The organism is Algoriphagus vanfongensis DSM 17529 (genome assembly GCF_000429465.1).
In the GTDB taxonomy this organism is placed as follows: domain Bacteria; phylum Bacteroidota; class Bacteroidia; order Cytophagales; family Cyclobacteriaceae; genus Algoriphagus; species Algoriphagus vanfongensis.
In genome coordinates this window covers 103,263-129,724 of the sequence record NZ_AUBX01000016.1, presented here as the reverse complement: position 1 = coordinate 129,724, position 26,462 = coordinate 103,263, and the positions used below count along the sequence as shown (strand labels likewise).

Here is a 26,462-nt window from a genome sequence, read left to right as displayed (position 1 = left end):
TATTTATACTTATTTAAGTCAATATATACGTATATAAATTTTATAAAAAAATCAAAAAAAGCTTTGAAACAGGAATTTCAAAGCTTTTGAATACGTATATACTTAGATTAGACTTAGTTCTTTCGCCTTGTTGGTCAATTCCGTCAGGTTTTTGACCTGTAGTTTTTTCATGAGATTAAAGCGATGCACCTCCGCAGTCCTTCTACTGATCGCCAACTCCTCGGCGATCTCATGATTCCCCAATCCACGCAGGATCAAGTCCAGAATCTGCTTCTCCCGATTGGTCAAATTGGCCAATTCCTCAGAGTCAGCAGTTGGTTTGGATGCTTTTTTGGAAACTCCACCCACAAAATTATTGATGATGTATGCAGACACATCCCCTGTAAAATACTTTCCTCCTTCCGAGATCGATTTAAGAGCTTTCAAAAATTCCGATTTGGACGAACCCTTCAGCAAATACCCATCTGCACCCGCCTCAATGGACTGTACTACGTATTCTTCCGAATCATGCATTGAAAGCACCAGCTTTTTCACCGAGGGAAAATCCTTTGACAAGACTTTGACGACTTCTATCCCGTTCATTTTGGGCATACGGATATCTACAATAAGCAAATCGGGCTGCTTTTTGGACACAATATCTACTGCCTCTTGACCATCTGAAGCCTCATCGATGACTAAAAAATCAGATTCATTTTCGAGCAGTGACTTGATGCCATCTCGGACTAGCTCATGATCATCTGCAAGGATTATTTGGGTAGGATTCATGGATTACTTGATTCAATAGTTACGTAAGCAAATCTACTTAATTCTACCTAGATAGCCCTTAGATAGGAACATTAATTGTGACACGTGTTCCTTCGTTGGGTGAAGAGTTGATAAAAAGTCGTCCATTGATATAAGTAATTCGCTCCTGCATAAATGTCAAGCCCATGCCCCCATCTTTATCCGGCTTAGGCTTGACTTTGTCCGGATCAAAACCCTTTCCATTGTCATCTACAATGATGCTGAGCAAGGATTCGCTATGAGACATCGTCACGATGATGTGCGAACTGTCCGCATATTTGATAGCATTGTTGATAGCCTCTTGCGTGATCCGATAGCAATTGATCTCTACCAAGGAATCTAAGCGCTGACTGAAATCTGTTTTGTTGAACAAGACGATCTCTTTATCAGTCAACTTGCTCAACTCCTGTGTCAGCTCCGTGAGTGCGGGCACTAGCCCATAATCACTCAATTCGGGAGGAGTAAGATTGAAGGTGGCCGTTCGGACCCCTTTGATGATATTGGCTGTCTGGACTTTAAGTTTTTCCAATTTTTCACCTGCCTTGACTGGATCTTCCAACTCCACGCTCTCAAGTAAATATTTCATCCCTGTCAGCATCTGACCGATGCCATCATGAATATCCTTGGCTATTCGATTTTGCTCATTTTCTTGATTTTCGATGATCTTTCGGCTCAGAATCTTTTGCTGGAGCATTTTCTCCTCAAAACTCTCCTTGGTCAATCGCTCCACCTCCAGCATGACCTCCTTGCGCTTGGTGATATCCAGACAGACGATGATCAGTTCAGACTTATCCTCTCCGGAGTGAAAGGGCAACAAGGTGAAATCCAGCCAAATCTCCTCTCCTTTTGTGTCTGAAGCCTTGACTTCGCCTTGCCAGCCTGACTTTTGATGCTCTGAGATAAGACGATCCATGCTTAGCCGTTCGTTTTCATGAATGGAAATAACCTCAGAAAACTTCGCATTGGGATTAAAATACGGGACCTTCAATAGTTTGCGAAACTGGTCTCCCATGTGATTGATATAGCCTTCAGGACTGATTCTGGCAAAAAGCAGCACCTGATCCATCGCATGACTCAAGGCCCTCAGCTCACGAACCGATTTTTCTTTGACCTGCGAAAGCTCATCTGCATCCTTCGCCATTTTGATCGCTTTTTCTTCGGCCAAAATCAACTGACGGATACTTGCTTTCATCGCTCTGGCAGATGGCCAAAAAATCAACAGAAACTCACATAGCAAAATCACCAAGGTGATCACTGTCAAGATGACCTCCACCCGTGTCAACTGTGAAACTTTCGCCTTCGCCTCTTTATCATATTGATTGACGATAGCATCCATTTGTGGCAAAAAATAAGTGATTCCTTGCTGAAATCGCTTCAACTCTTCCTGTAAGCCTACTGCATCCACCCCGTCTGACTGAAGAAGGTGCTTGATGATATCAGCCGAAGCATTGACCTGATCAAAGACAGGCTGAATCTCTTCAAACTGCCGCTCCAATTCCGCACTTTTCTCGGCGTCTATCGCCAACGACTCATCCCCGAATCTCAAAACCTGATGCGCTTCCTTCCATGCCTGCTGGGTCATGGCGATGCTATCGATGAGCTGAGCGGCATAGTCTCCTTCACTCTCCAAAGTCAATAACAGAATTTCTTTGCCGAGTTTTTGACTGAGCATCCTTTGTCGCCCTGCGATATTGATCAACTTGCTGTCATCTTTCTGACTCGACAAAAAGCCCTGAATCAATGCCTGACTGATCAAAACAGTCAAAGCTATCGCCCCCAATGCTATCAAATAGAGGCGACGGAGACGAGAGAATGTTTCTTGATCTAAGGACTGGTTGGGGGCCATTTTAATCGGATACTGCCTGCTGGATCAGCTGGAGACTGGATGAACTTAAGGGTAGTTTCAATGCGGCATTCTTGCCGGATTCGGACATTTTTGCCCAGGTTTTTCTGACGATATCTATGATTTTTTCATCTGCATGCTTTGCTGCGAAATCTTCGAAATAATACTCCAAAAACACAAGACAGATGACATCTTCCAGCAGTTGGGTTTCCTCATCACTTTTGAGTTGTTTTTTGCGAATGAGATGACTGACCCGTGCAATCTTCTCCTCATCAAATCCCAACTCTGCGAGAATCTGAGTAGTCATAGCCGCATGCATTTTTTTCAATTCTTCTCTCCACCTGAGATAGCCGACACGATCCATCGGATATTCACTTCTGGGGATTCTCCATCTACCGATATGCTGAGCTCGGGCAGCGATGTGCAGATAGTCCGGAGCTTCCGGTGCAAACTGCTGCAATTTTTCACTCATTCGCTGTGAATAGAGCAATTCTTTAGGAAAAGTTTTCCCCTCAAAATCCTCGCTATGAGGATCCTGAGCGTTTACTTCATCTATTTTGGAGATGGCTTTTTCAAATAATGTCATGGGATATTGGCTTAATCTGCAAAACCAATATATACATTTCCATTTTCTATTCGGACAGGGTAGGTGGCGATTTGAAGTTCGTCTCCGCTCAGACTTTTGCCATCTTGCAGAGAAAAAGTTTTCTTATGAAGGGGACAAGCTACTTTTGGGATACCAGCTGCATCTCCGGTCATCCCACGAGATAGCACCATTTCCATCTTGTGTGGACAGAGATTTTGACAAGCGTACCAGCTTTGGGTCCGCTCAAAGTGAAACACCGCCACTTGCTTTGACTTGTATTTGACACACCCTCCGGCATTTTCCGGAAAATCACTGACTCCGCCTACACAGATCCAATGAAGGACTTGATGGTCAGAAACGGTTTGATAGGTTTTCAATAGCTCTTCCATATTTACCAAGGTTTAGGCATTTTTTGCTCCCTCATGGGAACGAACACCAATTGATCATCTGACTCATCCGAATTGACAAAATGTTTGAAACGCTTCATCATTTCAGGGTTTTCTATTGCTTCCTTCCACTCGCAGGCATAATGATCCACGAGGCCTTGCATTTCACTTTCCAATTCTTCAGCGATACCAAGGCTATCCTCGATCACTACTTTTTTGAGATAGTCGAGCCCTCCGTCCAGTTTTTCAAGCCAAGGGGCTGTTCGCATCAAGGGAGCCGCCGTGCGGATATAATACATCAGAAACCGGTCTAGGTATTTGATACAGGTTTCATCATCGAGCTGGGACGCCAATAGGACGGCATGCTTGGGATTAGCTCCGCCATTCCCACAGACATAGAGATTCCAGCCACCTTCGACTGCGATGATGCCAAAGTCCTTTCCTCTTGCCTCTGCGCATTCGCGAATGCAGCCAGAAACTCCTCCTTTTAGCTTGTGTGGAGATCTAAGTCCTTTATATCTTTCTTCGATTCGGATCGCAAAACTCACACTGTCATGCATGCCATAGCGGCACCATGTGGAACCTACACAGCTTTTGACTGTCCGCAGAGACTTGCCATATGCATGGCCACTTTCGAAACCCGCATCAATCAGTTCTTTCCAGATCAGAGGCAAATGATGCAACTCAGCTCCAAAGAGATCAATCCGCTGCCCACCGGTAATCTTAGTATAGAGATCATATTTTTTGGCTACTTCACCCAGCACAACAAGTTTTTCTGGAGTGATTTCTCCTCCAGGCACCCGAGGCACGACAGAGTAGGTTCCATTTCTCTGAATATTCGCCAAAAAACGATCGTTGGAATCCTGTATCGTCACTTGCCGATTGGCAGTTTCCATAAAAATACTGGCGAATATCGAAGCCATTACCGGTTTACAAACCTCACAACCGTGCCCTTTCCCCAATTGATCTAGCGCTTCATTATAGGTACAGATTTTATGAATTTTGACCAAGTCATAGAGTTCCTGCCTGCTGTACTCAAAGTGTTCGCAGATAGTCTCTTTCACTTCCTGGCCTAGGGACTTTAATGTTTCATTGACTAATTCCGTGACCATCGGCTTGCACCCTCCGCAGCAGCTGGAAGCTTTGGTACATTGGATGACTTCCTTCAGCGAACTAGACTTGCCGGAAGTAATGGCGCCACAAATGTCTCCCTTGGACACAGACTCACAGGAACAAATCTGAGCGGAATCAGGAAGATCCAAAGCAGAACCCAAAGCGCTACCTCCTTCTCCTTCACGAGCTCCCAAAATCAAATCTTCAGCATTTTCTGGAAGTTTGATCTCGTTGAGATAGAGCTGAAAAAGCTGATTGTAGTCGGATGCATCTCCAACTAATATTCCTCCCAATAGTCTAGATCCATCCTTGCTGATGTTGATCCTTTTATAAATTCCTTTCTGTTTGTTTTCATAACGAATGGCGATCACTTCATCATTTTCCAGAAAAGGATCTCCAAAAGAAGCCACTTCTGTGCCTACCAGCTTTAGCTTGGTAGACATGTCAATAGTGGGACTCATGAGCTTCTCTCCGCCCGTGATCTGATCCACAGCTACACCGGCCATTTCATAGCCAGGAGCTACCAATCCATAGATCATCTGATTATAAAGCGCCACCTCGCCGATTGCAAAAATGGATGGTTCGGACGTTTCCATTTTTCGGTTGACTTCCACTCCTCCACGATTTCCGCAGAGGATTCCCGCTTTCACTGCCAACTCGTCCCGAGGACGAATCCCCGCTGAAATCACCAACATATCAGTATCCAAAACAGACCCATCCTGAAATAGAATCCCTGTCATTTCCTCCTCACCCAAGATTTCTTTGGAGTTTTTGCCCAAAAGGATTTCGATATCCATGCTTTCTATCTTGGCCCGAAGCAGATCGCTCGCAGTGTGATCTAGCTGCCGAGGCATCAATTTCGGAGCAAATTCGATGACCTGGGTTTGCATACCGAGCTCCTTGGTGGCATTTGCCGCTTCCAAACCCAGAAGCCCTCCGCCCAATACTGCTGCCCGGAATTTTCCTTTAGCCTGCAGCTTTTTAGCATACTCCTCGATTGCTTCCAGATCCTCTATCGTTCTATAGATAAATACTCCGGTTTTGGAAACTCCCTGAATAGGAGGAATAAAAGGAGAGGATCCCGTGGCCAAAATCAGGTAATCGTAATCAAAGGATTGATTTTTATGGGTAAGCACACTCTTTGAACTGACATCGATCTCAGAGATCAGTTCACCAGTCCGGAGTTCTATTCTATTTTCCTGATACCAAGCCATGGGAGCCAACAAAAGTGGCTCTGCGGATTTCAGAGAAAAATACTCACTCAGGTGCACCCGGTCATAGGCAGGTCTAGGCTCTTCTCCAAAAACAAGGATGTCAAATTGATCTCTTAGCGGATTTGCTGCCAGTTTTTCGCAAAACTTATAGCCTACCATTCCATTTCCGATGACGATTACCTTTTTCATAGCTAAGTAATTTTGAATCAAATATAAGTATTTATACTTAATTCAAAATAAAAATGTAAAAATTTCAGACAGTTATACTTAGAATTCCGGAGCGATTTTGATAAGTATAAAATGAAAAAGGCATAAAAAAAGCACTCCCAAGGAGTGCTTTCTAAGTATCGTATGGTGGAGCTATTAGCCTACTCTTTCTGCTTGAGAGAAGTAGAAGCTTCCTTCGATTGCTGCGTTTTCATCAGAGTCAGATCCATGAACCGCATTTGCTTCGATAGACTTGGCAAAAATCTTACGGATAGTTCCTTCTGCAGCATCAGCTGGGTTGGTAGCACCGATCAATTTTCTAAAGTCTTCCACTGCATTGTCTTTCTCCAAAATAGCCGCGATGATTGGCCCGGAAGACATATAAGCGCAAAGATCAGCGTAGAAAGGTCTTTCTTTGTGCACCTCGTAGAATTTACCTGCCAATTCAGGAGTCAATTGAGTAGCTTTCATTGCCACGATTTTGAAGCCTGCTTCTTCGATCATTTTGAGGATTGCTCCTGAGTTGCCTGCTTCGAAAGCATCAGGCTTGATCATGGTGAATGTTCTGTTTGCTGCCATGTTTTTTGAGATTCATTGGTTTAATTCGGCCGCAAAAATAGAAGAATCCTGATGGGAATCCGAGAAAACTTGAAAATTTGGGGATAAGTTCTTTGTTTTCAATCAAGTGAACAAGAAATTCAAAACTGATTGGAGAATTGTGTTTTCATCTTCCTAACCTTTATTTAGTAATTGTAAATCACCAAATTTCTAAAATTTCTTTATGAATTACGATGGCAAAATTTTTCGCCCGGTGCAAAACTCAGAAAATGGAGAAACCAGCGCTGAGACTACATTCCTCTATCGTCAGGAAGGAAATATTTTGCGCTCTGATTATAGCGGAGGCAAAATCATCCAAGGATATCTGATCGGCTTGGTGGATCAAAAAGGTCGGATCGAGATGCGCTACCATCAAGTCAATGCCTCTGGAGAGCTGATGGCGGGCATCTGCCAATCCAGACCGGAAATCCTGCCATCCGGAAAAATCCGCCTCTATGAATCCTGGCAGTGGACTTCAGGCGATCAATCCAAGGGTACTTCTATTTTGGAGGAGGTATGAGAAGTATTGTGTAGTTCTAAGCCATGTAGCCATTCGAGGGAAACCTTCGAAAAATTCAACTTAATCTCTGATTCCTGCTTGTCTTTACGGTTTACACCTTTATTTCATTCATTTTCAGCAGACTTACAAAGTTGGGAATTGTCAAAAAATTCCTGACCTTTGCCGACTGAATACGCCATTGAGCCGTAGAAACTAACTAATGGAAGCAGTAGCCTCATTTAAAAAAGAACTTTCTTCACCCAAAAAAATATTTATCACCACTCATGTCAAGCCTGATGCCGATGCACTCGGATCTTCCTTGGGACTGGCAAACTACCTGATCAAAAAGGGGCATGAGGTGACAGTGGTAACTCCTACAGATTATCCTTCCTTCCTCACTTGGATGAAAGGAAATGATTCGGTACTGGATTTTTCCAGAGAAGATCACCAAAAAAAGGCGACCCAAGCATTGGATGAAGCCGATATGATTTTCTGCCTGGATTTCTCCAGTCTCAAACGAGTCAATGATTTGGGTGAAATGATCCGTCAATCGGATGCCTACACCGTAAATATAGATCACCATCAGGACCCGGAAGACTTTGCTGACTTCAGATACTGGAGCACCCAAGCCGCCGCCACCTGTGAGCTGATCTATGAACTGATCGTAAAAATCGGGGACAAAAACCTGATCGACAAAGATATCGCCGAATGCCTCTATGCCGGCATCATGACAGATACAGGTGGTTTTAGACATCCCAATACCACCAAAAACGTGCATCTGGTCGTGGCCGAACTGATCGAAATAGGAGCCAATGCCTCTCAGATCGCCAACTGGATCTATGACTCCAACTCGGTCAACAGGCTCAAGTTTATAGGCTTTGCGATCAGCAGGAGACTGGTCGTGCTGGAAGACCTCCACACAGCCTACTTTACGATCAGCAAAAAAGATCTTAAAAAATATCAAAGCCGCACAGGGGATACCGAAGGATTGGTCAATTATGCCCTATCTTTGGACGGGATCAAACTGGCTGCACTGTTCTCTGAGCGGGAAGATGGAATAAAAATTTCATTTAGATCTTCCAGCGATGTAGCGGTCAACAAATTTGCTGCGTCCTACTTCAACGGAGGTGGACACAAGAATGCCGCTGGCGGAAAATCCGACCAAAACCTGAAAGAAACAATCGAGCGATTTGAATCTCTAGTGGAAGAAAATCAAGAAGAGCTGTTTGCAGGCGAGTCAGTATCCGTAGAGTGAAATAGCAGCATCCCTTATCTTAAAAAGTAAAACCACCTATCCTTTATGAAAAATACAAAAAGCCTACTGGCAGCCCTTATCCTGCTCTCTGGAGCGAGCATTTTGTCTTCTTGCAAAAAGACCAAAGTAACTGAGAAAGACGGAATCGAATATACCTATATCGAGCAGGGTACTCAGAAACCTGAAAATGGAGAGTTTTTGCTTTATCATCTCGAAATCATCAATGCAGATGATTCCGTGATCTACTCTACCCATCAGCAGCCTGTACCTGGCTACCTCAAGGCAAATGACTCCATCCCTGTCAACAATGGCATGGACGAGATCTTTATGGGATTGAGAAAAGGTGACTCAATCAATTTTGAATCCACCGCTCAGGTGATTTTCGGTCAAAACTTCCCTCCTTTCTTGAGTGCAGAAGATCAGTTGAAAATCAGAATCGGAGTCATCGACATCATGAATCAAGAAGCATTGATGGACTACTTCACCAAAGCTGAAGAAGCTGAAAATGCAAAAAGAGAAGAAAGAGCAAAGGAATTGATCGCTGAGCAAGCGAAACAAATCGAAGAATATGCATCGGAAAATGGTCTGAATGCACAGAAAACTGAAAGCGGACTATACTATGTCATCGAATCCGAAGGGACTGGTGATGCTGTCAGCCCAGGTGATCAAATGTATGTCAACTACGCTGGCTACCTTCTTGACGGGACGCTTTTCGATACCTCTTTCGAGCAGATTGCCAAAGATCACAATGTCTTCAACGAGCAAAGACCTTATGAGCCACTTCCTGTCAATGTAGGAATGGGTCAGGTAATCCCAGGATGGGACGAAGGCTTGATGCTTTTGAAAAACGGCTCCAAAGCTAAATTCCTTATCCCTTCTCCACTGGGCTATGGCGAAAATGGAGCAGGAGCTATGATTAAGCCAAACTCGATCTTGATCTTCGATGTCGAAGTGACAGACGTACAGAAATAAACTAAATCATCTAAACCAACATGAATACCAGATTATCATCTTTCGTAGTTCTACTAGCTTCTATCACGCTCTTCTCGTGCATTGACGACGAAGCTACTGATCTTTCAATTTTGCAGGATGACATCGAAGAAATCGATGAATACCTTGCCACTAACCCGATTGACAATGTCAAAGAATTTGAAGATGAGAATTATGGTTTTCATGTATTTTGGCACTCTGTATCAGAATCCGGCATTAAACCAGCAGTGGGAGATTCTGTTTGGGTCAACTACACTGGAAAAACTCTGACTAATAGAGTATTTGATACGAATATCGAAGAAGTCGCAGATGAAAATGGTATCACCAAAACCAAATTTGAGCCACTTGGATATGTCCACGGTGCAGGCTGGGTCATCTTTGGATTTGAATACGGAGTAAGCCAGATGGAAAAAGGAGATAAAGTCTCTGTAATCATGCCTTCTACCTGGGCGTATGGAAGAAGTGGCCAACCAGACATCGGCATCGAGCCCAATGAACCATTGATCTTTGAAATAGAATTATTAGACATAAAGCCTCAAGATGAAGCGAATTAATTATCTACTTTTCTTTTTAGCAGCTGTGGCAGTTTTTGCCTCCTGCGAACCTAATAATCCCTTTGCTACGGGACCTGTCTATGATTTTGATGGGAATCTGGCTTTGGATAGTGTCAAGATAGAAGCCTATCTGGACACTGCTCAGATTGACTCTCTCTACCGTATCCATGACTCCAATACGGGTATTGTAGTCATTGTACAAGAAGAGGGACTTGGAAGCAGACCTGTTTCAGGCACTGTAGTGTACACCAACTATACAGGCTCTTTGATCACGGACGGCTCCGTATTCGACACTTCGCTTGAGCAGGTAGCTAGGGATAACAGCATCTATGTAGACGGAAGGACATACAATCCTTTACAATTTACTTTGGGTGCAGGCACAGTGATTACAGGATGGGACTTAGCTTTTAGAAGGCTGAGACCAGGTTCCAAAGCTGTTCTGATCATCCCATCCCCATACGCATATCAGAGTCAGACATCAAACGAACGCATCCCTGCCAACTCGGTCTTGCGATTTGATGTTGACTTCTTGGGAATAGATTAAAAAAAGGGCCGAAGCCCTTTTTTTACTTTTAGCTGCTTCCCTCTTCCTTATGTTTTTTCCTAAGCCCTTGTAGCATTGGGAATGGGTGCTCAGATAGATCCGCAGCTGGTTAATTTACAGTCACTGCATCACACAGAATCTCTCTGACCGATCCAAAAGGCGGCCGAATCCTATATTGATCGATTTGCTTTTGCCAGTCAGTATCCTTCATCTGATAATCCGGCGTATACCGCACCTCATCCCAATAGGTAGATCTAGGATTGGCGAATCGAAGATCATCTGTATCTTCCATCCACTCCAATAGTTGAGCTTTGAGTTCGGTCTTGATTTTGGCAAATTCTGGCTTAGCAGCTAGGTTATCCAGTTGATAGGGATCCTTCTTCACATCGTACAATTCCTCCTCAGGTCTCAAACCAAAGCTGAGCTCAAAAAGATCGGGCTGATTGCCCACCGCCTCGCCCTCCATGGCCATGACAAGAAACTTGGTGATCGAGTGATCCACATCTCCATATTGACCGACGGACTGATGTACACTGGGATCTCCTGCTGGATTTCTCTCCGGCATAGGGTTCCAGATATAGAGAAAATCATGATTTCGCACTGCACGCATGGGATAGCTGAGATCTCCTTCCCGCACATTGGCATGCCTTTCTCTTTCCAAGAACACCTGCATACGATCTTGTTTTTCTCCAGCCATCAATGGCCAAAGGGACTGACCTGACATGGAAGTCTGCTTTAAGCCTGCTGCCTCTACAAAACTTGGTGCAAAGTCCACGAAATTCACAAATTCCTCCACGATCATTCCGGCTTTGATCTTTTCAGGCCATCGAATCGCCAAAGGCATCCTAGTACCATAATCATAAAGATTTGCTTTGGCCCGGGGAAAAGGCATCCCATTGTCGCTTGTCATTACTATGATGGTATTATCAAGCTCCCCTATCTCTTCCAGCATGGCTATCAGCTGCCCACATTCTCGATCAAAACGCTCAATTTCAAAATAATAATCCAAGATATCATTTCGGACACAGTCATTGTCGGGGAAAAATCCCGGCACGACTACATTTTCCAATTTCATCCCTGTCTGAATCCCTGTATTGGCTACATACTCTCTGTGCGGATCTGTACTCCCAAACCAAAAAGCGAAAGGTTCGCCTGATTTTCTTTCTTTCAAAAAGGAAGCAAAATCTTCAAAGCCTTTTCCTGCTGGGTTGTGTTCAAAACCTGTCACCTTGAACTCGCCAGGTCCCCAGCCTTTTCGGGCCGACCCAGTGAAATATCCGGCTTTTTCCAGAAGCTGAACATAGGTTGGATGCTCATTGGGAAACTCCGACCAAAGATTGCCCCCATCCCCATTTTGATGTGGATATCGCCCAAGTAAGGCTGATGCCCTGGAAGGAGAGCAGGAAGGAGATGCCGTATAGGCATTGGTGAAGAGCGCCCCTTCGGATGCCAAGCGATCAAATGTGGGAGTTCTTACTACCTTATCCCCATAGACTCCTGCATGTGGAAATGACCAGTCATCTGCGATTAGAAATAAGATATTGGGTGATTTGCTTTGAGCACTTCCTAGCAAAGTATGGAAGCTAATTAGAATGAAGAGTAGGAGTATTTTTTTCATAGGTCTTTGGGCTTTTGGAAGTTAAATTGTTCTACTACAGATTCCAAAAATCACTTGAGTTAATTCCAACCTGAATCAAAGCATTTCCCAGAGGCTATTTTCTCTTTTCTAACTGATTCTCCTTCAGAAATCTTACTATCTTAGAAAACAGTAAGAAACCCTGTAGCGAAAAGATTTTTATGAAAATTGGAATTATCCGCGAAGGAAAGACTCCACCAGACAAAAGAAGCCCATTTAGCCCATCCCAGCTCCAGGCTCTGCAAAAGCAGTATGCTGGAAACATCGAGTTTTATGTAGAAAAAAGTACTATCCGATGTTTTGCTGATGAGGAATATGAGTCCAAGGGAATTCAAACCGTAGATGACATCTCTCATTGTGATGTGCTATTCGGAGTAAAAGAGGTCCCGATCGCTCAGCTGATTCCGGACAAAACCTACTTTTTCTTCTCTCACACCATCAAGCGACAAAGCCAAAATCGAGCGCTTCTTCAAGCTATTTTAACCAAAAACATTCGGCTCATCGACTATGAAGTGCTCAAAGACGAGTCCGGTCAAAGACTGGTAGCATTTGGACATTGGGCTGGGGTCGTCGGTGCATACAATGCACTCTGGACTTACGGCATGAAAACAGGGCTATTTACGATCAAGCGTGCCTTCGAGTGCTTTGATCTGGCAGACATGAAGTCCGAGTTGCAAAAAGTAGAGCTGCCACCCATTCAGATTGTCTTGGTTGGCAGGGGACGTGTGGGAAATGGAGCCAAGGAGATTTTGGAGACCTTGGGGATAAGACAGGTGAATCCGGATGAATTTCTTCACGACTATTTTGAGGAAGCTGTCTTCGTGCAGCTCGGTTCGGCCGATTATGTCCGCCGGAAAACGGACGGTGGCTTTGACAAATCCGAATTTTATGCCAATCCAGAACGCTATGAATCTCATTTTCTGAAATATGCAGAGGCGGGAGAACTTCTGATCTCGGCGGCCTACTGGGATCCGGAAGCCCCTCGGTTGTTTCATCTTGCAGATATCCAATCTGAAGATTTCGGTATCTCTGTGATCGCCGATATCACTTGCGACATAGGAGGGTTTGTACCTAGCACAATCCGGGCATCATCGATTCAGGACCCTGTCTATGATTTGGATAGGCAGACCAAAGCCGAACTTCCTCCATTTGGTAAACAAAGCAGCATCTCGGTGATGGCCATAGACAATCTTCCCTGCGAACTCCCCAGGGAAGCAAGTGAGGACTTTGGGAAGCAACTCAGTCAATGGGTCATCCCTGCACTGCTGGAGGAGCCTGCACCTCTATTGGAAAAAGCAACAATCACCCGAGATGGAGATCTGACGTTAGAATTTATGCATTTGACAGATTACGTGTACCCCCATGAACAAGCTGAATAGATATCTCGAATCTACCATCCTCAAGCCTACCATGACAGGCGAAGATGTGGACAAACTTATCAAGGAAGCAATCGAGGAACAATTTATCGGAGTCTGTGTCCCGAGCTTTTGGGTCAAAAAAGTAGCGCGGGAACTCCAGTCCCAAGACATCCAAACGGTCACGGTGATCGGATTTCCATTTGGTTTTGAAGATACAGCTACCAAAGTTTCCCAAACCAAAGAAGCTATCACGAATGGGGCGGATGAACTGGATCTGGTTTGGTCACAGACGGCTTTTCATTCGGGCATGAACTGGCCCAAAATCGAAATTGCTCAAATTGCCCATATCTGTCATGAGGAAGGAAAAATCCTGAAAGTCATCATCGAAACTGCCTATCTAAGCCCAGATCAAATCCAAACAGCCAGCCTGATCTGCCAAGATGCGGGAGCTGATTTTGTCAAAACCTCCACTGGCTATGCACCCTCAGGAGCAAAACTGGAAGACATCCAATTGATGCGGAGTATTCTCAGTTCTCAAACAGGGATCAAGGCTAGCGGCGGGATCAAAAGTCTGGCATTTGCAGAGCAACTTATCCAGGCAGGTGCAGACCGCATAGGAACCAGCTCGGCCAAGGCAATCATGGATGAACTTCGCTCCCGTGAAAATCTATCACTCTGAACTGAAATAAATCAGCAGGAACGGGATAATAAAAAAGGTCAATAGGATATAGGCAAATCCCAAAAATCTAGATTTCACGGATTTTTTACCCATATAGATCGCCAATCTGACAGGAACATTCCTCAACTGTGGGAAGGACAAAATCACGATCGCCCCAAAGGTATTGAAGAGGAAATGCACGATCGCCAGAGCTATCGCAGCCTCACTTTTGTAGATCGCTGCAAGAGCCGCCGTGATCGTCGTCCCTATATTAGCTCCTACGATGAATGGGAAAGCCTTACGCAGCGTCACTCGCTTGGTAGCCACCAGCGGCACGACCAAGGAAGTCGTCACCGTGCTGGATTGCACAGCGGCGGTGAAAAAGAGTCCATAGATAAACGCCAGCCAGTTTTTCTTAAAAATCATGTTGCTGATCTCCTGAAAGCTATCCGAGATAAATGCTCTATAAACCGAACTCGCCAACAGCTTGATCGCAGCAAAGACCAAAAAGATCGCTATAAAAACCGTCACAAAAGGAATATTGATCGTCTCAGAAATCCACTCTGTAATAGGACGGGTAAATACCTTATTGTAAATCACCGGACCGGTAAAATTTTCATTGGGCGAAAACCAATGGGCAAAATACAGCGCCAGTCTAGTCAAGACCCGAAAGTACAATTCCAGAGGAAGCAGGAGCAATACCGTGAAAATATTGAAAATATCATGGACAATCCCCGCTGACAGAGCACGCTTAAACTCCTTCTTTTTCATCAAATATGAAAAAGAAACCAGAGTACTAGTCAGCGTGGTACCGATATTGGCTCCCATCACCATCGGCACGGCCTGCTCCAAACTCATATTGCCGGCAGCTACCACCGCCACCACACTCGCCGTCACTGTCGAGCTACTTTGGATGAGCGCGGTCATCAATAATCCTATAAATAGACTGACAAATGGATTCTTGGTGGCTTGAAACAGCTCCTGAGCTACATTATTATTGAGATGGCTCAGCGCGACAGTCAATAAGTCTATCGAAAAAATAAACAGCATGAGAGCCAAAAGCATGATCAAATAGCTTTTGGTTTTATTGGGTTGATTAGTATTTAGCTCCCAGCTCTCCATGAATGAAAGAAACGCTTTGATTTTGGTTTTAGCAAGTCAAAATATTGGAAATGGTTGAGAATTAATTTTCGCCTAAATCCAAATTTTCTAGCTACGAATTGGCAAAAATTGAAATTTTTTTACGAAATACAATGTCGAAAGTGGCTTTAGAAGAATGAATAGTACTGAGTTAACAATTTCTTAATATTAAAGCCCCGATAACTTATTTAATTTTGTCGCTTCGCTCACAAGCCCCAGTCATGGCCAAGAACAAGAAAATCATAGACCAGAATATCAACCAGGAAAAGCTTTCGAAAACAGCCTACTCCCTGTTTGATTTTACCAAAAAAGAGAAGCCCTTTCTGATCATCATTTGTATCCTGATTTCCATCGCAGCCATCGTGACCCCTTATACGTATGCAGCGATGTGGTTTGGATTTGGATTGGCAGCCTACTCCGCTATTGCCAACGACAGTATCCAGACGATCGGAACCTTTATTGCCTCCAATCAAAACCGAAAATGGTATTGGCTTTGGCTGTTTATGGGTTTAATTTTCGTAGGAACAGTCACTTATAGCTGGCTGACATACGGAGGAGACGTCAGCTACGAAAGATTGACAACCAAAGGACTGGAGAAAGCTCCTGAAGGATTTGTATTCCTGCAGTTGGCAGCACCGATTGTCCTTCTGATCATGACCCGTCTGAGGATGCCAGTTTCCACGACCTTTTTGCTATTGAATGTATTCACTTACAAGGCTGGCACGATCGTCGATGTGATGTTCAAAAGCTTTGTCGGCTACCTATTGGCATTCGGAATAGCGATTGTCGTATGGTTTGTTTTGGAGCGATTTGTCCAAAACTACCTGAAAGGCAAAGCAAAACCTTACTGGCTTGTCCTTCAGTGGATCACTTCAGGGACACTTTGGTCTGTATGGATCATGCAGGATGCCGCTAACATTGCAGTATTCCTTCCCCGCCAGTTGGATATCGTAGAGTTCATCGCCTATGCGGGCTTTGTATTCATCGGTCTCGGATTCTTGTTCTACATGAAAGGGGATAAAATCCAGGGCATCGTCAATGAAAAGTCCAATGTTACCGATGTGAGAGCAGCTACTATCGTGGATTTTGTCTATGCAATCATTCTTTTCTACTTCAAGATCTACAGCAGTGTACCGATGAGTACTACATGGGTATTCATAGGTTTGCTAGGAGGTAGAGAGCTAGCCATCGCGATAGGCAAGCATGGAAAAGCTAGTAAAAAGCATGCATGGAGATACAGAGCCTTTGTATTGGCTAGAAATGACGTCTTCAAGGCTGCAATTGGTTTGATCGTCTCCCTCGTCTTGGCAGTCATCATCAACGAAGGCGTGAGAAACGAAATCTTCGACTACTTCCGTTAAATGGAATTATTTTCGGATGAATATTTCATGAATGAAGCCCTTAAGCAAGCCCAGATTGCTTTTGAAGAGGGTGAAATTCCGGTAGGCGCTGTGATCGTGGCCAATAATCGCATCATAGCCAAAGCCTACAACCAAACCGAAAAGCTCAATGATGTGACAGCACATGCTGAGATGATTGCCATCACTTCCGCTGCCAATTCTCTGGGAAGCAAATACCTGACAACCTGCAAATTGTACGTAACACTCGAGCCCTGCACCATGTGTGGCGGGGCTCTTTTTTGGTCTCAAGTCGGAGCAGTATTTTTCGGAGCCTCAGATCCCAAGAGAGGTTTCAGACAATCTAATCCTGGACTGCTCCATCCCAAAACCCAACTCAAAGGAGGAATCTTGGCTGAGCCAAGTGAAAAACTCCTCCATGATTTTTTCCAAAAACTGAGAAAATAATAAGAAATTGGATTCGAAAGAACCTTTTCTATTCTCACTTGGTTTCTCAAACAGATTCGAGAAGAATTTCTAATACATGTTTAACCTATAAAATTTTATCAACAATGGCTTTTGAACTTCCATCCTTACCCTATGCTTTTGATGCACTAGAGCCTCATATCGATGCTCGCACCATGGAAATCCACCATGGCAAGCACCACAATGGCTATGTCACCAACCTCAACAACGCTGTAGCTGGTACTGAGCTAGAGGGCAAATCTCTAGAAGAACTAATGGCTGTAGCCGGTTCTAATGCAGCTGTCAGAAACAACGGTGGTGGACATTACAATCACTCTTTATTCTGGACTGTACTATCTCCATCTGGCGGAGGTGCTCCGACAGGTGATCTTGCCAATGCAATCAATGCCAAATTTGGCAATTTTGATGCTTTCAAAGATGTATTCAACAAAGCAGCAGCTACCCGTTTTGGTTCTGGCTGGGCATGGCTTGTAGTGACAGCATCTGGCACATTGGAAGTCACTTCTACTGCAAACCAAGACAATCCTGTCATGGATATCGCTGAGATCAAAGGTACTCCGATCCTAGGATTGGACGTATGGGAGCACGCCTACTACCTCAACTATCAAAACAGACGTCCTGATTACGTTTCGGCATTCTGGAATGTGATCAACTGGGACGAAGTTTCCAAAAGATATACTGCTGCTTTGTAAGAAGTCGAGCTGACAATCGAACATCCCCGGACGAAAATCTGGGGATTTTTTTTGTCCGAATAATCCAAAATAGTGTTCATTAGTGAACATCAAATAACACCATCCTTAACAAAAAGCTCATTTTTTGGCTCATTTGGCACTTTTCAGAATCGTGGCACCTCATTTTCATTAGCTGGTACTGATTAACACGCAATACGAAAATGAAAACTGCCAACTATCTATTCATTACCCTTTTCATCTACCTACTAGGGGTGAGCAATTTTGCCCAAGGAGCTTCCAAGGAGATCAGCAAAATCTCAGGAACTGTAGTGGACCAAAGCGGCGCGCCGGTTCCATTTGCCAATGTGGCTTTGATAGCTACTGACGGACAAGGATTAGTCGACGGAGCAGTATCCGATGAAGAAGGACAATTTTTGATCGAATCTATCAAAACGGCCAAAGTACAACTGGTCGTGACCTCCATCGGATTCAGTACTTACACTTCGGAGGCATTTGATATGAAGCCGGGGATGATCAAAGACCTAGGAAAACTGACTATCGAAGATGAAATGACTGGGTTGGACGAAGTCACTGTCCAATCCACACGCCCGGAGATCATCATCGAACCTGACAAAACAGTCGTCAACGTAGAGGGTACCGTCATGGCCGAAGGCTCCAATGCGCTGGACGTGATCGGCAGATCTCCTGGGATCTATGTAGATCAAGATGGCATCATCAACCTCAATGGACGCGCAGGAGTCGTAGTGATGATCAATGATCGTCAGACTTACATGTCGGCGACTGATCTGGCAAACTTCCTCCGCGCCATGCCAGCAGACAATATCAAAAGTATAGAGGTGATCAATAATCCTTCGGCAAGATTTGATGCGGAAGGCTCAGCAGGTGTTATCAACATTCGACTGAAGAAAAATACCGTGGATGGTGTCTTTGGAAACGTGCAGGCTGGAGGACAATACAATGGCTTTTGGGCTCCAATCGGTGGTGTATCACTCAATGTGAAAAAAGGGAAATGGTCCAGCAATGCAGACCTCAACTACAATCACTACGCCAATCTCAATGAATTGGATATCGAAAGAAATTTTGATGTGACTGAAGGAGTCTCTCACTTCCTTCAGGAATCACGAATCAAACAGCGAAATAAAAACTTGTTTTTCAACGGAGCGACCAACTACGAAATCAACGAAAACCACAACATTGGCCTCAATGTACAGGCTTCTGATTTCAACAATAAAACGACCAACCCTTCCTTGACGGCTATCCAGACTCCAGGCGTAGCAGAAATCACTTACCTAGACTCCTACAACGACTCAGATGGAGGCGGCAACCGATTCTTTGGCAACCTCCACTATGGGGGAAACCTGGATACAGTCGGAACCAAACTGACAGCTGATGTGGACTTCACCAGAATGAATTCCGATAGTCAATCGCTGCTGAGTACCAGCACCTGGGCTGGGGACGATCCATCTATTGCGGAAAATGGAAACCTAAAGACTCTAAATGATATGTACTACAATATCTTTACCGCCAAGGTGGACTTTGTCAAACCATTGGGCAAAGGAACATTGGAGACTGGAGTCAAAGGTTCGTGGGTGAAATCTGACAATAATCTGGACTTGTCCCTTTCTGTAGAAGATGGCCCATATGAGCCTTCTCCTAATAGCAATCACTTCATCTACCATGAAAATGTACTGGCAGGATATGTCTCCTACAAAGGCAAAATCTCTGAAAAGCTAAGTTATCAGGCAGGATTGAGAGGGGAGCACTCCAATATTGAAGGAAATTCTGTGACCTTGGATCAAATCAATAAGCAGGATTATTTTAATCTATTTCCAAGTGCCTTTTTACAGCACAAGGTCAGCGAAAACTATCAAATCGTCTACAATGCAAACCGTCGGATCACCAGACCAAACTACCGCCTGCTCAATCCTTTTGTATACTACATCGATCCATTGACGACAGAGCGTGGCAACCCTAACCTTACTCCACAGTACTCCAATAACTTTGAGATGAATCATGTGGTCAAAGGCACGTACCAGTTTACCGTCGGATACAGTGAGACTACTGATGCCTTCATGCAGGTTTTCATCCAAGATGATGAAGCTAGAACTACCACGACTTACACGGACAATTTTGATAAAACCAGAAATGCCAACTTCAGGGCGATTGTACCAGTGCAACTCAAAGAATGGTGGGGCACCTCTAATATGGTTCAGGTCAACTACAACCGATACAAATCCCAAATCGGAGACGACTATCTCGACAATGAGCAAACCTCTTTCATGGTCCGATCTCAGCACAATTTGAATCTGCCAAAAGGATTCAAGCTGGAATTGGTGGGGATGTATCTCGGTCCACAAATTTGGGGACAAGGTGAGATCGACGGATTTGGATGGATGGATGCCGGTGTGACCAAAACCATCATGGACGACAAACTGACCATCGCAGTGAACGGAACGGACTTGTTTAGAACACAAGTCATCAAAGCGAAAGTTGATTTTGCAGACATCGACACTTCATTTAGACAATATAGGAGCAATCAGGGAGTCCGCTTCACGCTCCGCTATCGATTTGCCAAAGGCGAAAGTTTCCGAGTCAATAAAAGTACGGGAAGTAGCGAAGAAAGAAACAGATTGGATTGATCAGGCCATAGGACTGATTATCAAAAAGAAAGTCGGTGAAAGCCGACTTTTTTTCATCTTTGCACATGCCATTTTTCGATTTTCATACCCATCATAGCCAAGGTTTTCAAAGCATTTACAATCTCAGTGAGCATGAGTCCAATATCCAAGGAGGTTACTTTTCAGCAGGTATTCACCCATGGAATCTGACCAAAAATTGGGAAGTAGCTTTTGAAAAAATTCAGGAAATCAGCGAAAACCCCAACTGCCTCGCCGTAGGCGAAACCGGATTTGATCGGATCTGGGGGCCAGACATTTCCCTTCAGAAAAAAGCTTTCCATGCCCATGCTCAGTTGGCCTACAGACTGCAGATCCCATTGATACTACATCTGGTCAAGGGGCATGATCTGCTGATCGAATATCTGAAGACAGAAGTCCGCGTCCCTCGAATTATCTGGCATGGCTACAATCTGAAAAGCCACCTAGCTAAGCAGACTCTCGACTTTCCAGTTTACTTTTCTTTTGGAAAAGTCCTCACACAGGCAGACTCTAATGCCGCTCAATGGCTACAAGAATGTCCGAAAGACCGGATTTTTCTAGAATCTGACGATTCGGATCTCAGAATTGATTCCATTTATAGAGAGGCTTCCTTAATTTTGCAGCTCTCTGAGGAAGAGCTTTCTCAGCAGCTAATCAAGAATTGGAATCACCTATCAAGTAGAAAAATATCATGAGTGAATATGCCTGGCTCAGTAGAACGGAATTGATCACAGGTCGTGAGGGACTGGAAAAACTAGCACAAAAACATGTCTTGGTGGTAGGTCTTGGCGGAGTCGGTTCGTTTGCAGCTGAGTTCATTTGCCGATCTGGCGTGGGCCAGATGACCATCATCGACGGTGATGTCGTTGATGTCACCAATTGCAATCGGCAGCTTCCGGCTACACAGAAAAATGTAGGACAATCAAAAGCGGAATGGATGGAAGAGCGACTTTTATCAATCAATCCAAATTTGAAAATCCATACAGTCAAAAAGTTTTTGGATCCCGGAGAGATGACAGATTTATTGGCAAAAAATGAATTTGACTATGTAGTGGATTGCATCGACAGCTTCACTCCAAAACTTCATCTGATCGAAGGAGCTTATAAAAGAAAATTCCCTCTCGTGAGCTCTATGGGAGCTGGAGGCAAAGTAGACCCCACCCAAATCAAAGTAGTGGACATCTCCGAAACCTATGAATGCAAGCTAGCCAGAATGGTAAGAAAAAGGCTTCGAAACCGAAAAATCTATTCCGGTTTCAAAGCCGTATTTTCCTCTGAGCGGATGATCAAAGAAAGCATGATGATGACTGATGGCAGCAATTTCAAAAAATCTGCCTATGGCACCATGTCATTTTTGCCAGCTGCATTTGGCTGCTCATGTGCCGCCACTGTAGTCAATGATCTATTGGCTTCCTGATCAGTTGAAATGGTATAAAAAGATCAACACGCCGGTGAAAGCCGGTTTTCTTTGATCCTTGATCTCTAGCTTGACCTCAACTTCTGCCTTGACAGTACCTCGGAGGTTGGCTATATTTTTTAGCTTGGCATGTAGTCGCACTTCGCTGTCGACAGTGACCGCTTGGGCAAATCGAAGAGACTCCACGCCATAGTTGATCATCATTTTGAGGTTTTCGACCTTGACGATCTGGTCCCAAAGATGTGGTACTATACTCAGAGTCAGGTATCCATGTGCTATCGTATTGCCAAATGCGCCCTCAGCCTTGGCTCTTTCAGGGTTGGTATGGATCCATTGATGATCATGCGTCGCATCAGCAAAAAGATTGATTTGATCCTGCGTGATTGTGAAATAATCGGAGCTTCCTATTTCTTGTCCATTGTATTTTTCGAACTCTTCGAAACTTCTAATGATTACGGGGTTCATTTGATATGCTATTATTTAAAAAGTCAAATAGGGAAGTTTATTTGGGATATACAAGTCACTTTATTTTGACCGAAAAATAAACTCACTAAGCATCAACAACTTAAAATTAGACCAAAAGAGCTTGTCTAATTTTCTTCTGAAAAAATTCTGATAATTGGCAGAAATCTACCTTTTTTAACCAAATTTTAGCCCATTGACTTATGTTGAATTTTATTCTTTTTTGTTTCACTTTTTTAGGATTTCATGCTGAGAGCGACTCTACCAAAAAGCAAGATTTTTTACCCAATCATTCTATTATTCGCGAAAAACAAACCTACATCATCGGGGAAAATTTTGACTACACCATCAAAAAAGAGACTACCCTAAAAATCCTGACCAGAGATGGTCTGGATCACGCCTTTACTTCTCTTTTCTATGACAAGCTAGTCCAAGTAAAAGACTTTCAGCTGGAAGCGACAGATCTCACTACGGGAAAAGTCATCGAAAAAGCAAAACTGAAAGACATGACAGATGCAGCGATTTATTCCAGCTCCTCCATCTTTGATGACAATCGACATAAATATTATCAATTAAGCACCGGCAAATTTCCGCTGGAGGTAAAAATCCAAACTGAGTCTTACCATAGCACTAATTTCTACTTTCCCTCCTGGATACCTGTACACCATCATTTCCAAAAGGTGGATCAATCCACGCTCGAGGTGATCTATCCAGAATCCATCGGTATCAGATACAAGGAATTAAATCTTTTAGGAGAAAAGATCGAAGAAAAACTACCCGATGGCAGGGTAAAATTGACTTGGGTAGAAAAAGATCTCCCGATTCAGGGGCGCGACTTCGAATCGGAAGATGATCACAAAATCCTCCTAGCTCCTCAGCAATTTGCATTGGACGGCGTCCAAGGGACCATGGAGGACTGGGCAGGACTGGCATCTTGGCAAAACAAACTAAATCAAGGAAGAGATGCCTTGCCAGCAGATTTTCAGGCGAAAGTGCGATCGATGGTAGCAGGAGTGGACAACACCTATGAAAAAGTCCGAATCCTCTACGAATATCTGCAGCAAAACTATCGCTATGTCAGTATACAACTAGGTGTAGGTGGCTGGCAAACTATGACAGCGGAAGATGTCGTCAAGTACTCCTATGGAGACTGCAAGGGCCTCACCAATCTTATGAAAAGTATGCTCCAGGTAGCAGACATCCCTGCCAACTATACCTTGGTCTATGCTGGAGCCTCTGCTGATGACATTGAAGTGGATCTTCCTTCCAATCAGTTCAACCATGTGATTCTCCAAGTCCCCACTGACTCAAGTCCTATATGGTTGGAATGCACCTCTACCCTACTACCCGCAGGATTTTTAGGGGATTTTACCAAAAACCGACACGTACTGGTGACTCAAGAAGGAGGAGGATACCTGACGAAAACCCCCGGATATAGCACTCCCTCTTGGAACAAGGTAGTCAATAAAAGCAGCTTGGAAATAGACGAACAGGGCAATGCCTCCATTAAATCCAAAAGACAAATGGATGGGAATTTTGCCGAGGAAATTTTAATGCTGAAGCAGCACTTAGACGAAAGAGAACAGCGTGATTATTTCAATAAAAACTCTCCGGTAGCAGGATTGATTATCAACGACTACCAGCTAGCAGTCCAAAAAAACGACTCCATTCCTACCGCCAATTTAGAAATCGAAGGGATGATATCCCGGTTTGCACAGGCCACTGCAAAGCGTCTGATTCTTAAACCCTTTTTAGGTAAAATCACTGAAGACATGCTAGTCAATCTTCATTTGGACATGGAGGAAAGCTACGAAATACGACTTCCGGAAGGACTGGAAACAGAGGTAGCTCTGGAAGACAGTCATCTGGAAGAGGATTTTTTCAAAGTATCTCTGACTAATAGACTGGAGGAGGGAAAACTCCACGTCGAAAGAACTGTCCAACTCTCCTTGCCTGATGATCTGGACGAAGACACCAAAACAGATGTCCTTCAGAAAATCAACAAACTGGGCATGAGGAGCTATTATTTCACGAAATCAACACCTACAATAAACTAAGCCCATGAAGAAATTCATTTTTCCAATTTTCCTATTTTTTAGTATAGGAACTGCATTCTCTCAAAAAGCAAAAATGGGAGAATTTACTGATGAAGAAATCACTTTGAAAGAAGTGAATTTTGAAAAAGATGCCCCGGCGGTCGTGCTTTTGGAGCAGGGTCAATCCAAGTTTTTCGGAGGTCTGCTAGAGACAAGTTATTTTTTCAGAGTGAAAATCTTAACTGAAGCAGGCAAAGAAAAAGGAGATATCCGGATACCTTATTATGTAGGAGATGACCGGATGGAGACCATCACCGGTATCAAAGCTACAGTGACTAATTTCTCCAACGGAAAAGCTCAGGAAGAAAAAGTCGGCAAAGAAAATATTTTCGAAGTAGAACTTGGCGAAGGATGGAAAGAATACCGCATCACCTTTCCAAATGTGCAAGTCGGCTCTATTATCGAGTATACCTATAAAAAATCCGATAAAAACATTACGTTTCTCGACGGATGGACTTTCCAAAATGATATTCCCACACTGGTCAGTATCTACGAGATCAACATCCTTCCCGAGCTAGATTATCGGATGATCGGACAAGGGGAAAAGTACTTCACCACTACCGAAAAAGTAGCTAACAACGGCAACTATAGCTGGACTTTGCGTGACCTGCACTCGCTGAAGGAGGAGCCCTACATGAAAAACTATGGAGACTACAAGGAGCAAGTAGAATTTCAGCTAGCTGCCATAAAAAGAGGCGGTGGAGACGGCTACAGTGCTGGCCCAGAGTGGGAAGACGTATTGAGCAACTGGAAGGATGTGGGGAATAAAGTACTTGCGGTTTATCAAGAAAAAGGCTATTTCAGATCCAACCCTATCGAAAAGGAACTATTGAATGTCGATCTATCTGGCCAGACTGAAAAGGAAAAAGCTCTCAAGGCCTATAACTTTATCCAAGAGAGCTTTACTCTAAATAATGATGGAGGATTTATCCCTGAGCAATGGATTAATCAATTGCTCAAGTCGCGTACAGGGACACCAGAAGAGCTAAACCTTGCGCTTATGGGAATTTTAACGTCACTAGATATCGAATGCGCACCTGTTCTGATCGGTTCCAAAGGAAGTGGCAGAAGTAATTTGGTTCCCTTTCCATTCTTGAATCAGTTCAACAATATCATTATTTCTGCCCAGTTAGACGGCAAAAGGTACTATTTGGACATGAGTGATCCTTCGGCCCCATTTGGGTATATAGGATTGGACAAGCATGTGCAAGGAGGGCTACTGCTGATCAGAGACCAGAGTCAGTTGATCCCGATTCAAATCGATCACTCGTCCAATACGATTATGATGTCACAAATTTCAATCACGGATGGTGAAAGCATCGTAATGGATAACACGCTGCGTACTTACTACTACGAAGGTTTGAAGATTTCTAAAATCAGCAAAAGCCTGAAGGAAGAAAACAAACCTTTGGAGGACCTTTTCAAAGAACAACCCGGAATCACCTTTTCTGAAGTGGAGATAGTCGATGAACTTGAAGAAAAGAATTATATCTCGACTAAATTTAAAATGAAAAAGGAAGTTTCTGAAGGAGAAATGCTACTGGCAATCAACCCATTCACATACTCTTCTTACGCCAAAAACCCATTTACTCAAGAATACCGGGTGTTTCCGGTAGATTTTGGATTTTCATTCGCAGAGACCTACAATGCCAAGATTGAAATTCCTGATGGGTATGAGCTGGATGATTTTCCTCTTGATGAAAGAATCACTATCCCAGGAAACGCTGTAGCGTTTTCCTATAGTACAGTAAGTATGGAAGGAATATTCAATATTGTGGTGAAGTTTGAAGTCAAAAATCCAATAATTGACCCTAGCCTCTATCCAGATTTAAAATATTTTATGGAGTCAGTTGCTACCAAATTAAGCGCACCTGTCTTGCTTAAAAAAATAGGGACACCATAAACCAGCTATCAAAGCAAAAAAAGGGGACTCATAAGTCCCTTTTTTTGTG

24 protein-coding genes are annotated in these 26,462 nt (G+C 43.8%); 15 read left to right on the top strand and 9 right to left on the bottom strand.

Annotated elements, in window-relative coordinates; all coding sequences use genetic code 11:
• Positions 1 to 102: 102 nt before the first annotated feature.
• The 6 genes from G460_RS0115955 to G460_RS0115930 form a co-directional block, all read right to left on the bottom strand.
• Positions 103 to 765 (bottom strand): response regulator, encoded by a 663-nt coding sequence (locus G460_RS0115955; protein ID WP_026956306.1) that lies wholly within the window; start codon positions 763 to 765, stop codon positions 103 to 105.
• Positions 766 to 823: 58 nt separating this feature from the next.
• On the bottom strand, positions 824 to 2,629 hold the full coding sequence (locus G460_RS0115950) for a sensor histidine kinase (RefSeq protein WP_211226759.1): 1,806 nt from the start codon (positions 2,627 to 2,629) through the stop codon (positions 824 to 826).
• 1 nt (position 2,630) lies between these two features.
• On the bottom strand, positions 2,631 to 3,212 hold the full coding sequence (locus G460_RS0115945) for a DUF4202 domain-containing protein (protein ID WP_026956304.1): 582 nt from the start codon (positions 3,210 to 3,212) through the stop codon (positions 2,631 to 2,633).
• A gap of 11 nt (positions 3,213 to 3,223) precedes the next feature.
• Complete coding sequence (nirD, locus tag G460_RS0115940) at positions 3,224 to 3,601, bottom strand: nitrite reductase small subunit NirD (RefSeq protein ID WP_026956303.1); 378 nt, start codon at positions 3,599 to 3,601, stop codon at positions 3,224 to 3,226.
• 2 nt (positions 3,602 to 3,603) lie between these two features.
• Positions 3,604 to 6,114: a nitrite reductase large subunit NirB gene (gene nirB / locus G460_RS0115935; RefSeq protein ID WP_026956302.1), complete on the bottom strand. Its 2,511-nt coding sequence runs from the start codon at positions 6,112 to 6,114 to the stop codon at positions 3,604 to 3,606.
• Positions 6,115 to 6,288: 174 nt separating this feature from the next.
• Positions 6,289 to 6,711, bottom strand: coding sequence for a nucleoside-diphosphate kinase (locus tag G460_RS0115930; protein WP_026956301.1), 423 nt, complete (start codon positions 6,709 to 6,711; stop codon positions 6,289 to 6,291).
• Positions 6,712 to 6,913: 202 nt separating this feature from the next.
• Here G460_RS0115930 and G460_RS0115925 point away from each other — a divergent pair, with 202 nt between their 5' ends.
• The 5 genes from G460_RS0115925 (at position 6,914) to G460_RS0115905 (ending at position 10,571) form a co-directional block, all read left to right on the top strand.
• Positions 6,914 to 7,249 (top strand): avidin-fold protein, encoded by a 336-nt coding sequence (locus G460_RS0115925; RefSeq protein WP_026956300.1) that lies wholly within the window; start codon positions 6,914 to 6,916, stop codon positions 7,247 to 7,249.
• 199 nt (positions 7,250 to 7,448) lie between these two features.
• Positions 7,449 to 8,483 (top strand): DHH family phosphoesterase, encoded by a 1,035-nt coding sequence (locus tag G460_RS0115920; RefSeq protein WP_026956299.1) that lies wholly within the window; start codon positions 7,449 to 7,451, stop codon positions 8,481 to 8,483.
• 45 nt (positions 8,484 to 8,528) lie between these two features.
• Entirely contained in the window at positions 8,529 to 9,455 is a 927-nt protein-coding gene (locus G460_RS0115915) for an FKBP-type peptidyl-prolyl cis-trans isomerase (RefSeq protein WP_026956298.1), read from the top strand.
• Between the two features lie 20 nt (positions 9,456 to 9,475).
• Positions 9,476 to 10,027: an FKBP-type peptidyl-prolyl cis-trans isomerase gene (locus G460_RS0115910; RefSeq protein WP_026956297.1), complete on the top strand. Its 552-nt coding sequence runs from the start codon at positions 9,476 to 9,478 to the stop codon at positions 10,025 to 10,027.
• Positions 10,014 to 10,571 carry an FKBP-type peptidyl-prolyl cis-trans isomerase gene (locus G460_RS0115905; RefSeq protein WP_026956296.1) on the top strand — a complete coding sequence of 186 codons (558 nt, stop codon included), beginning with the start codon at positions 10,014 to 10,016 and terminating at the stop codon, positions 10,569 to 10,571. The genes G460_RS0115910 and G460_RS0115905 overlap by 14 nt, the downstream gene beginning before the upstream one ends.
• A 109-nt stretch (positions 10,572 to 10,680) precedes the next feature.
• Here G460_RS0115905 and G460_RS21980 read toward each other — a convergent pair whose 3' ends face one another.
• Positions 10,681 to 12,189, bottom strand: coding sequence for a sulfatase family protein (locus G460_RS21980; RefSeq protein WP_051316076.1), 1,509 nt, complete (start codon positions 12,187 to 12,189; stop codon positions 10,681 to 10,683).
• A gap of 179 nt (positions 12,190 to 12,368) precedes the next feature.
• Here G460_RS21980 and G460_RS0115895 point away from each other — a divergent pair, with 179 nt between their 5' ends.
• Complete coding sequence (locus G460_RS0115895) at positions 12,369 to 13,586, top strand: NAD(P)-dependent oxidoreductase (protein WP_026956295.1); 1,218 nt, start codon at positions 12,369 to 12,371, stop codon at positions 13,584 to 13,586.
• The gene (gene deoC / locus G460_RS0115890) at positions 13,570 to 14,244 is read left to right on the top strand and encodes a deoxyribose-phosphate aldolase (RefSeq protein ID WP_026956294.1); all 675 of its coding nucleotides are present in this window, start codon (positions 13,570 to 13,572) and stop codon (positions 14,242 to 14,244) included. Before G460_RS0115895 ends, deoC begins: the two co-directional genes overlap by 17 nt.
• Here the strand turns inward: deoC and G460_RS0115885 are convergent.
• The gene (locus G460_RS0115885; protein WP_026956293.1) at positions 14,236 to 15,345 is read right to left on the bottom strand and encodes a Na/Pi symporter; all 1,110 of its coding nucleotides are present in this window, start codon (positions 15,343 to 15,345) and stop codon (positions 14,236 to 14,238) included. The genes deoC and G460_RS0115885 overlap by 9 nt on opposite strands.
• A gap of 239 nt (positions 15,346 to 15,584) precedes the next feature.
• Between G460_RS0115885 and G460_RS0115880 the strand changes: the two genes are divergently transcribed.
• The 6 genes from G460_RS0115880 to G460_RS0115855 all read left to right on the top strand — a co-directional run bounded on the left by G460_RS0115880 (position 15,585) and on the right by G460_RS0115855 (position 21,952).
• Positions 15,585 to 16,724: a hypothetical protein gene (locus G460_RS0115880; RefSeq protein WP_026956292.1), complete on the top strand. Its 1,140-nt coding sequence runs from the start codon at positions 15,585 to 15,587 to the stop codon at positions 16,722 to 16,724.
• Entirely contained in the window at positions 16,725 to 17,168 is a 444-nt protein-coding gene (locus tag G460_RS0115875; protein ID WP_026956291.1) for a nucleoside deaminase, read from the top strand.
• 104 nt (positions 17,169 to 17,272) lie between these two features.
• A complete protein-coding gene (locus G460_RS0115870; RefSeq protein WP_026956290.1) occupies positions 17,273 to 17,878 on the top strand; it encodes a superoxide dismutase in 606 nt (201 codons plus the stop codon).
• A 200-nt stretch (positions 17,879 to 18,078) separates the two neighbouring features.
• Complete coding sequence (locus tag G460_RS0115865) at positions 18,079 to 20,517, top strand: TonB-dependent receptor (RefSeq protein WP_026956289.1); 2,439 nt, start codon at positions 18,079 to 18,081, stop codon at positions 20,515 to 20,517.
• 35 nt (positions 20,518 to 20,552) lie between these two features.
• Entirely contained in the window at positions 20,553 to 21,230 is a 678-nt protein-coding gene (locus tag G460_RS0115860) for a TatD family hydrolase (RefSeq protein ID WP_211226758.1), read from the top strand.
• Complete coding sequence (locus G460_RS0115855; RefSeq protein ID WP_026956287.1) at positions 21,227 to 21,952, top strand: tRNA threonylcarbamoyladenosine dehydratase; 726 nt, start codon at positions 21,227 to 21,229, stop codon at positions 21,950 to 21,952. The genes G460_RS0115860 and G460_RS0115855 overlap by 4 nt, the downstream gene beginning before the upstream one ends.
• Here G460_RS0115855 and G460_RS0115850 read toward each other — a convergent pair whose 3' ends face one another.
• Positions 21,953 to 22,417: a MaoC family dehydratase gene (locus G460_RS0115850; RefSeq protein WP_026956286.1), complete on the bottom strand. Its 465-nt coding sequence runs from the start codon at positions 22,415 to 22,417 to the stop codon at positions 21,953 to 21,955.
• 200 nt (positions 22,418 to 22,617) lie between these two features.
• On the opposite strand from G460_RS0115850, the gene G460_RS0115845 reads away from it, so the two are divergent.
• Together G460_RS0115845 and G460_RS0115840 are read left to right on the top strand one after the other, a co-directional pair.
• Positions 22,618 to 24,471, top strand: coding sequence for a transglutaminase-like domain-containing protein (locus G460_RS0115845; protein ID WP_026956285.1), 1,854 nt, complete (start codon positions 22,618 to 22,620; stop codon positions 24,469 to 24,471).
• 4 nt (positions 24,472 to 24,475) lie between these two features.
• Positions 24,476 to 26,413: a DUF3857 domain-containing protein gene (locus G460_RS0115840; protein ID WP_026956284.1), complete on the top strand. Its 1,938-nt coding sequence runs from the start codon at positions 24,476 to 24,478 to the stop codon at positions 26,411 to 26,413.
• Positions 26,414 to 26,462 lie beyond the last annotated feature (49 nt).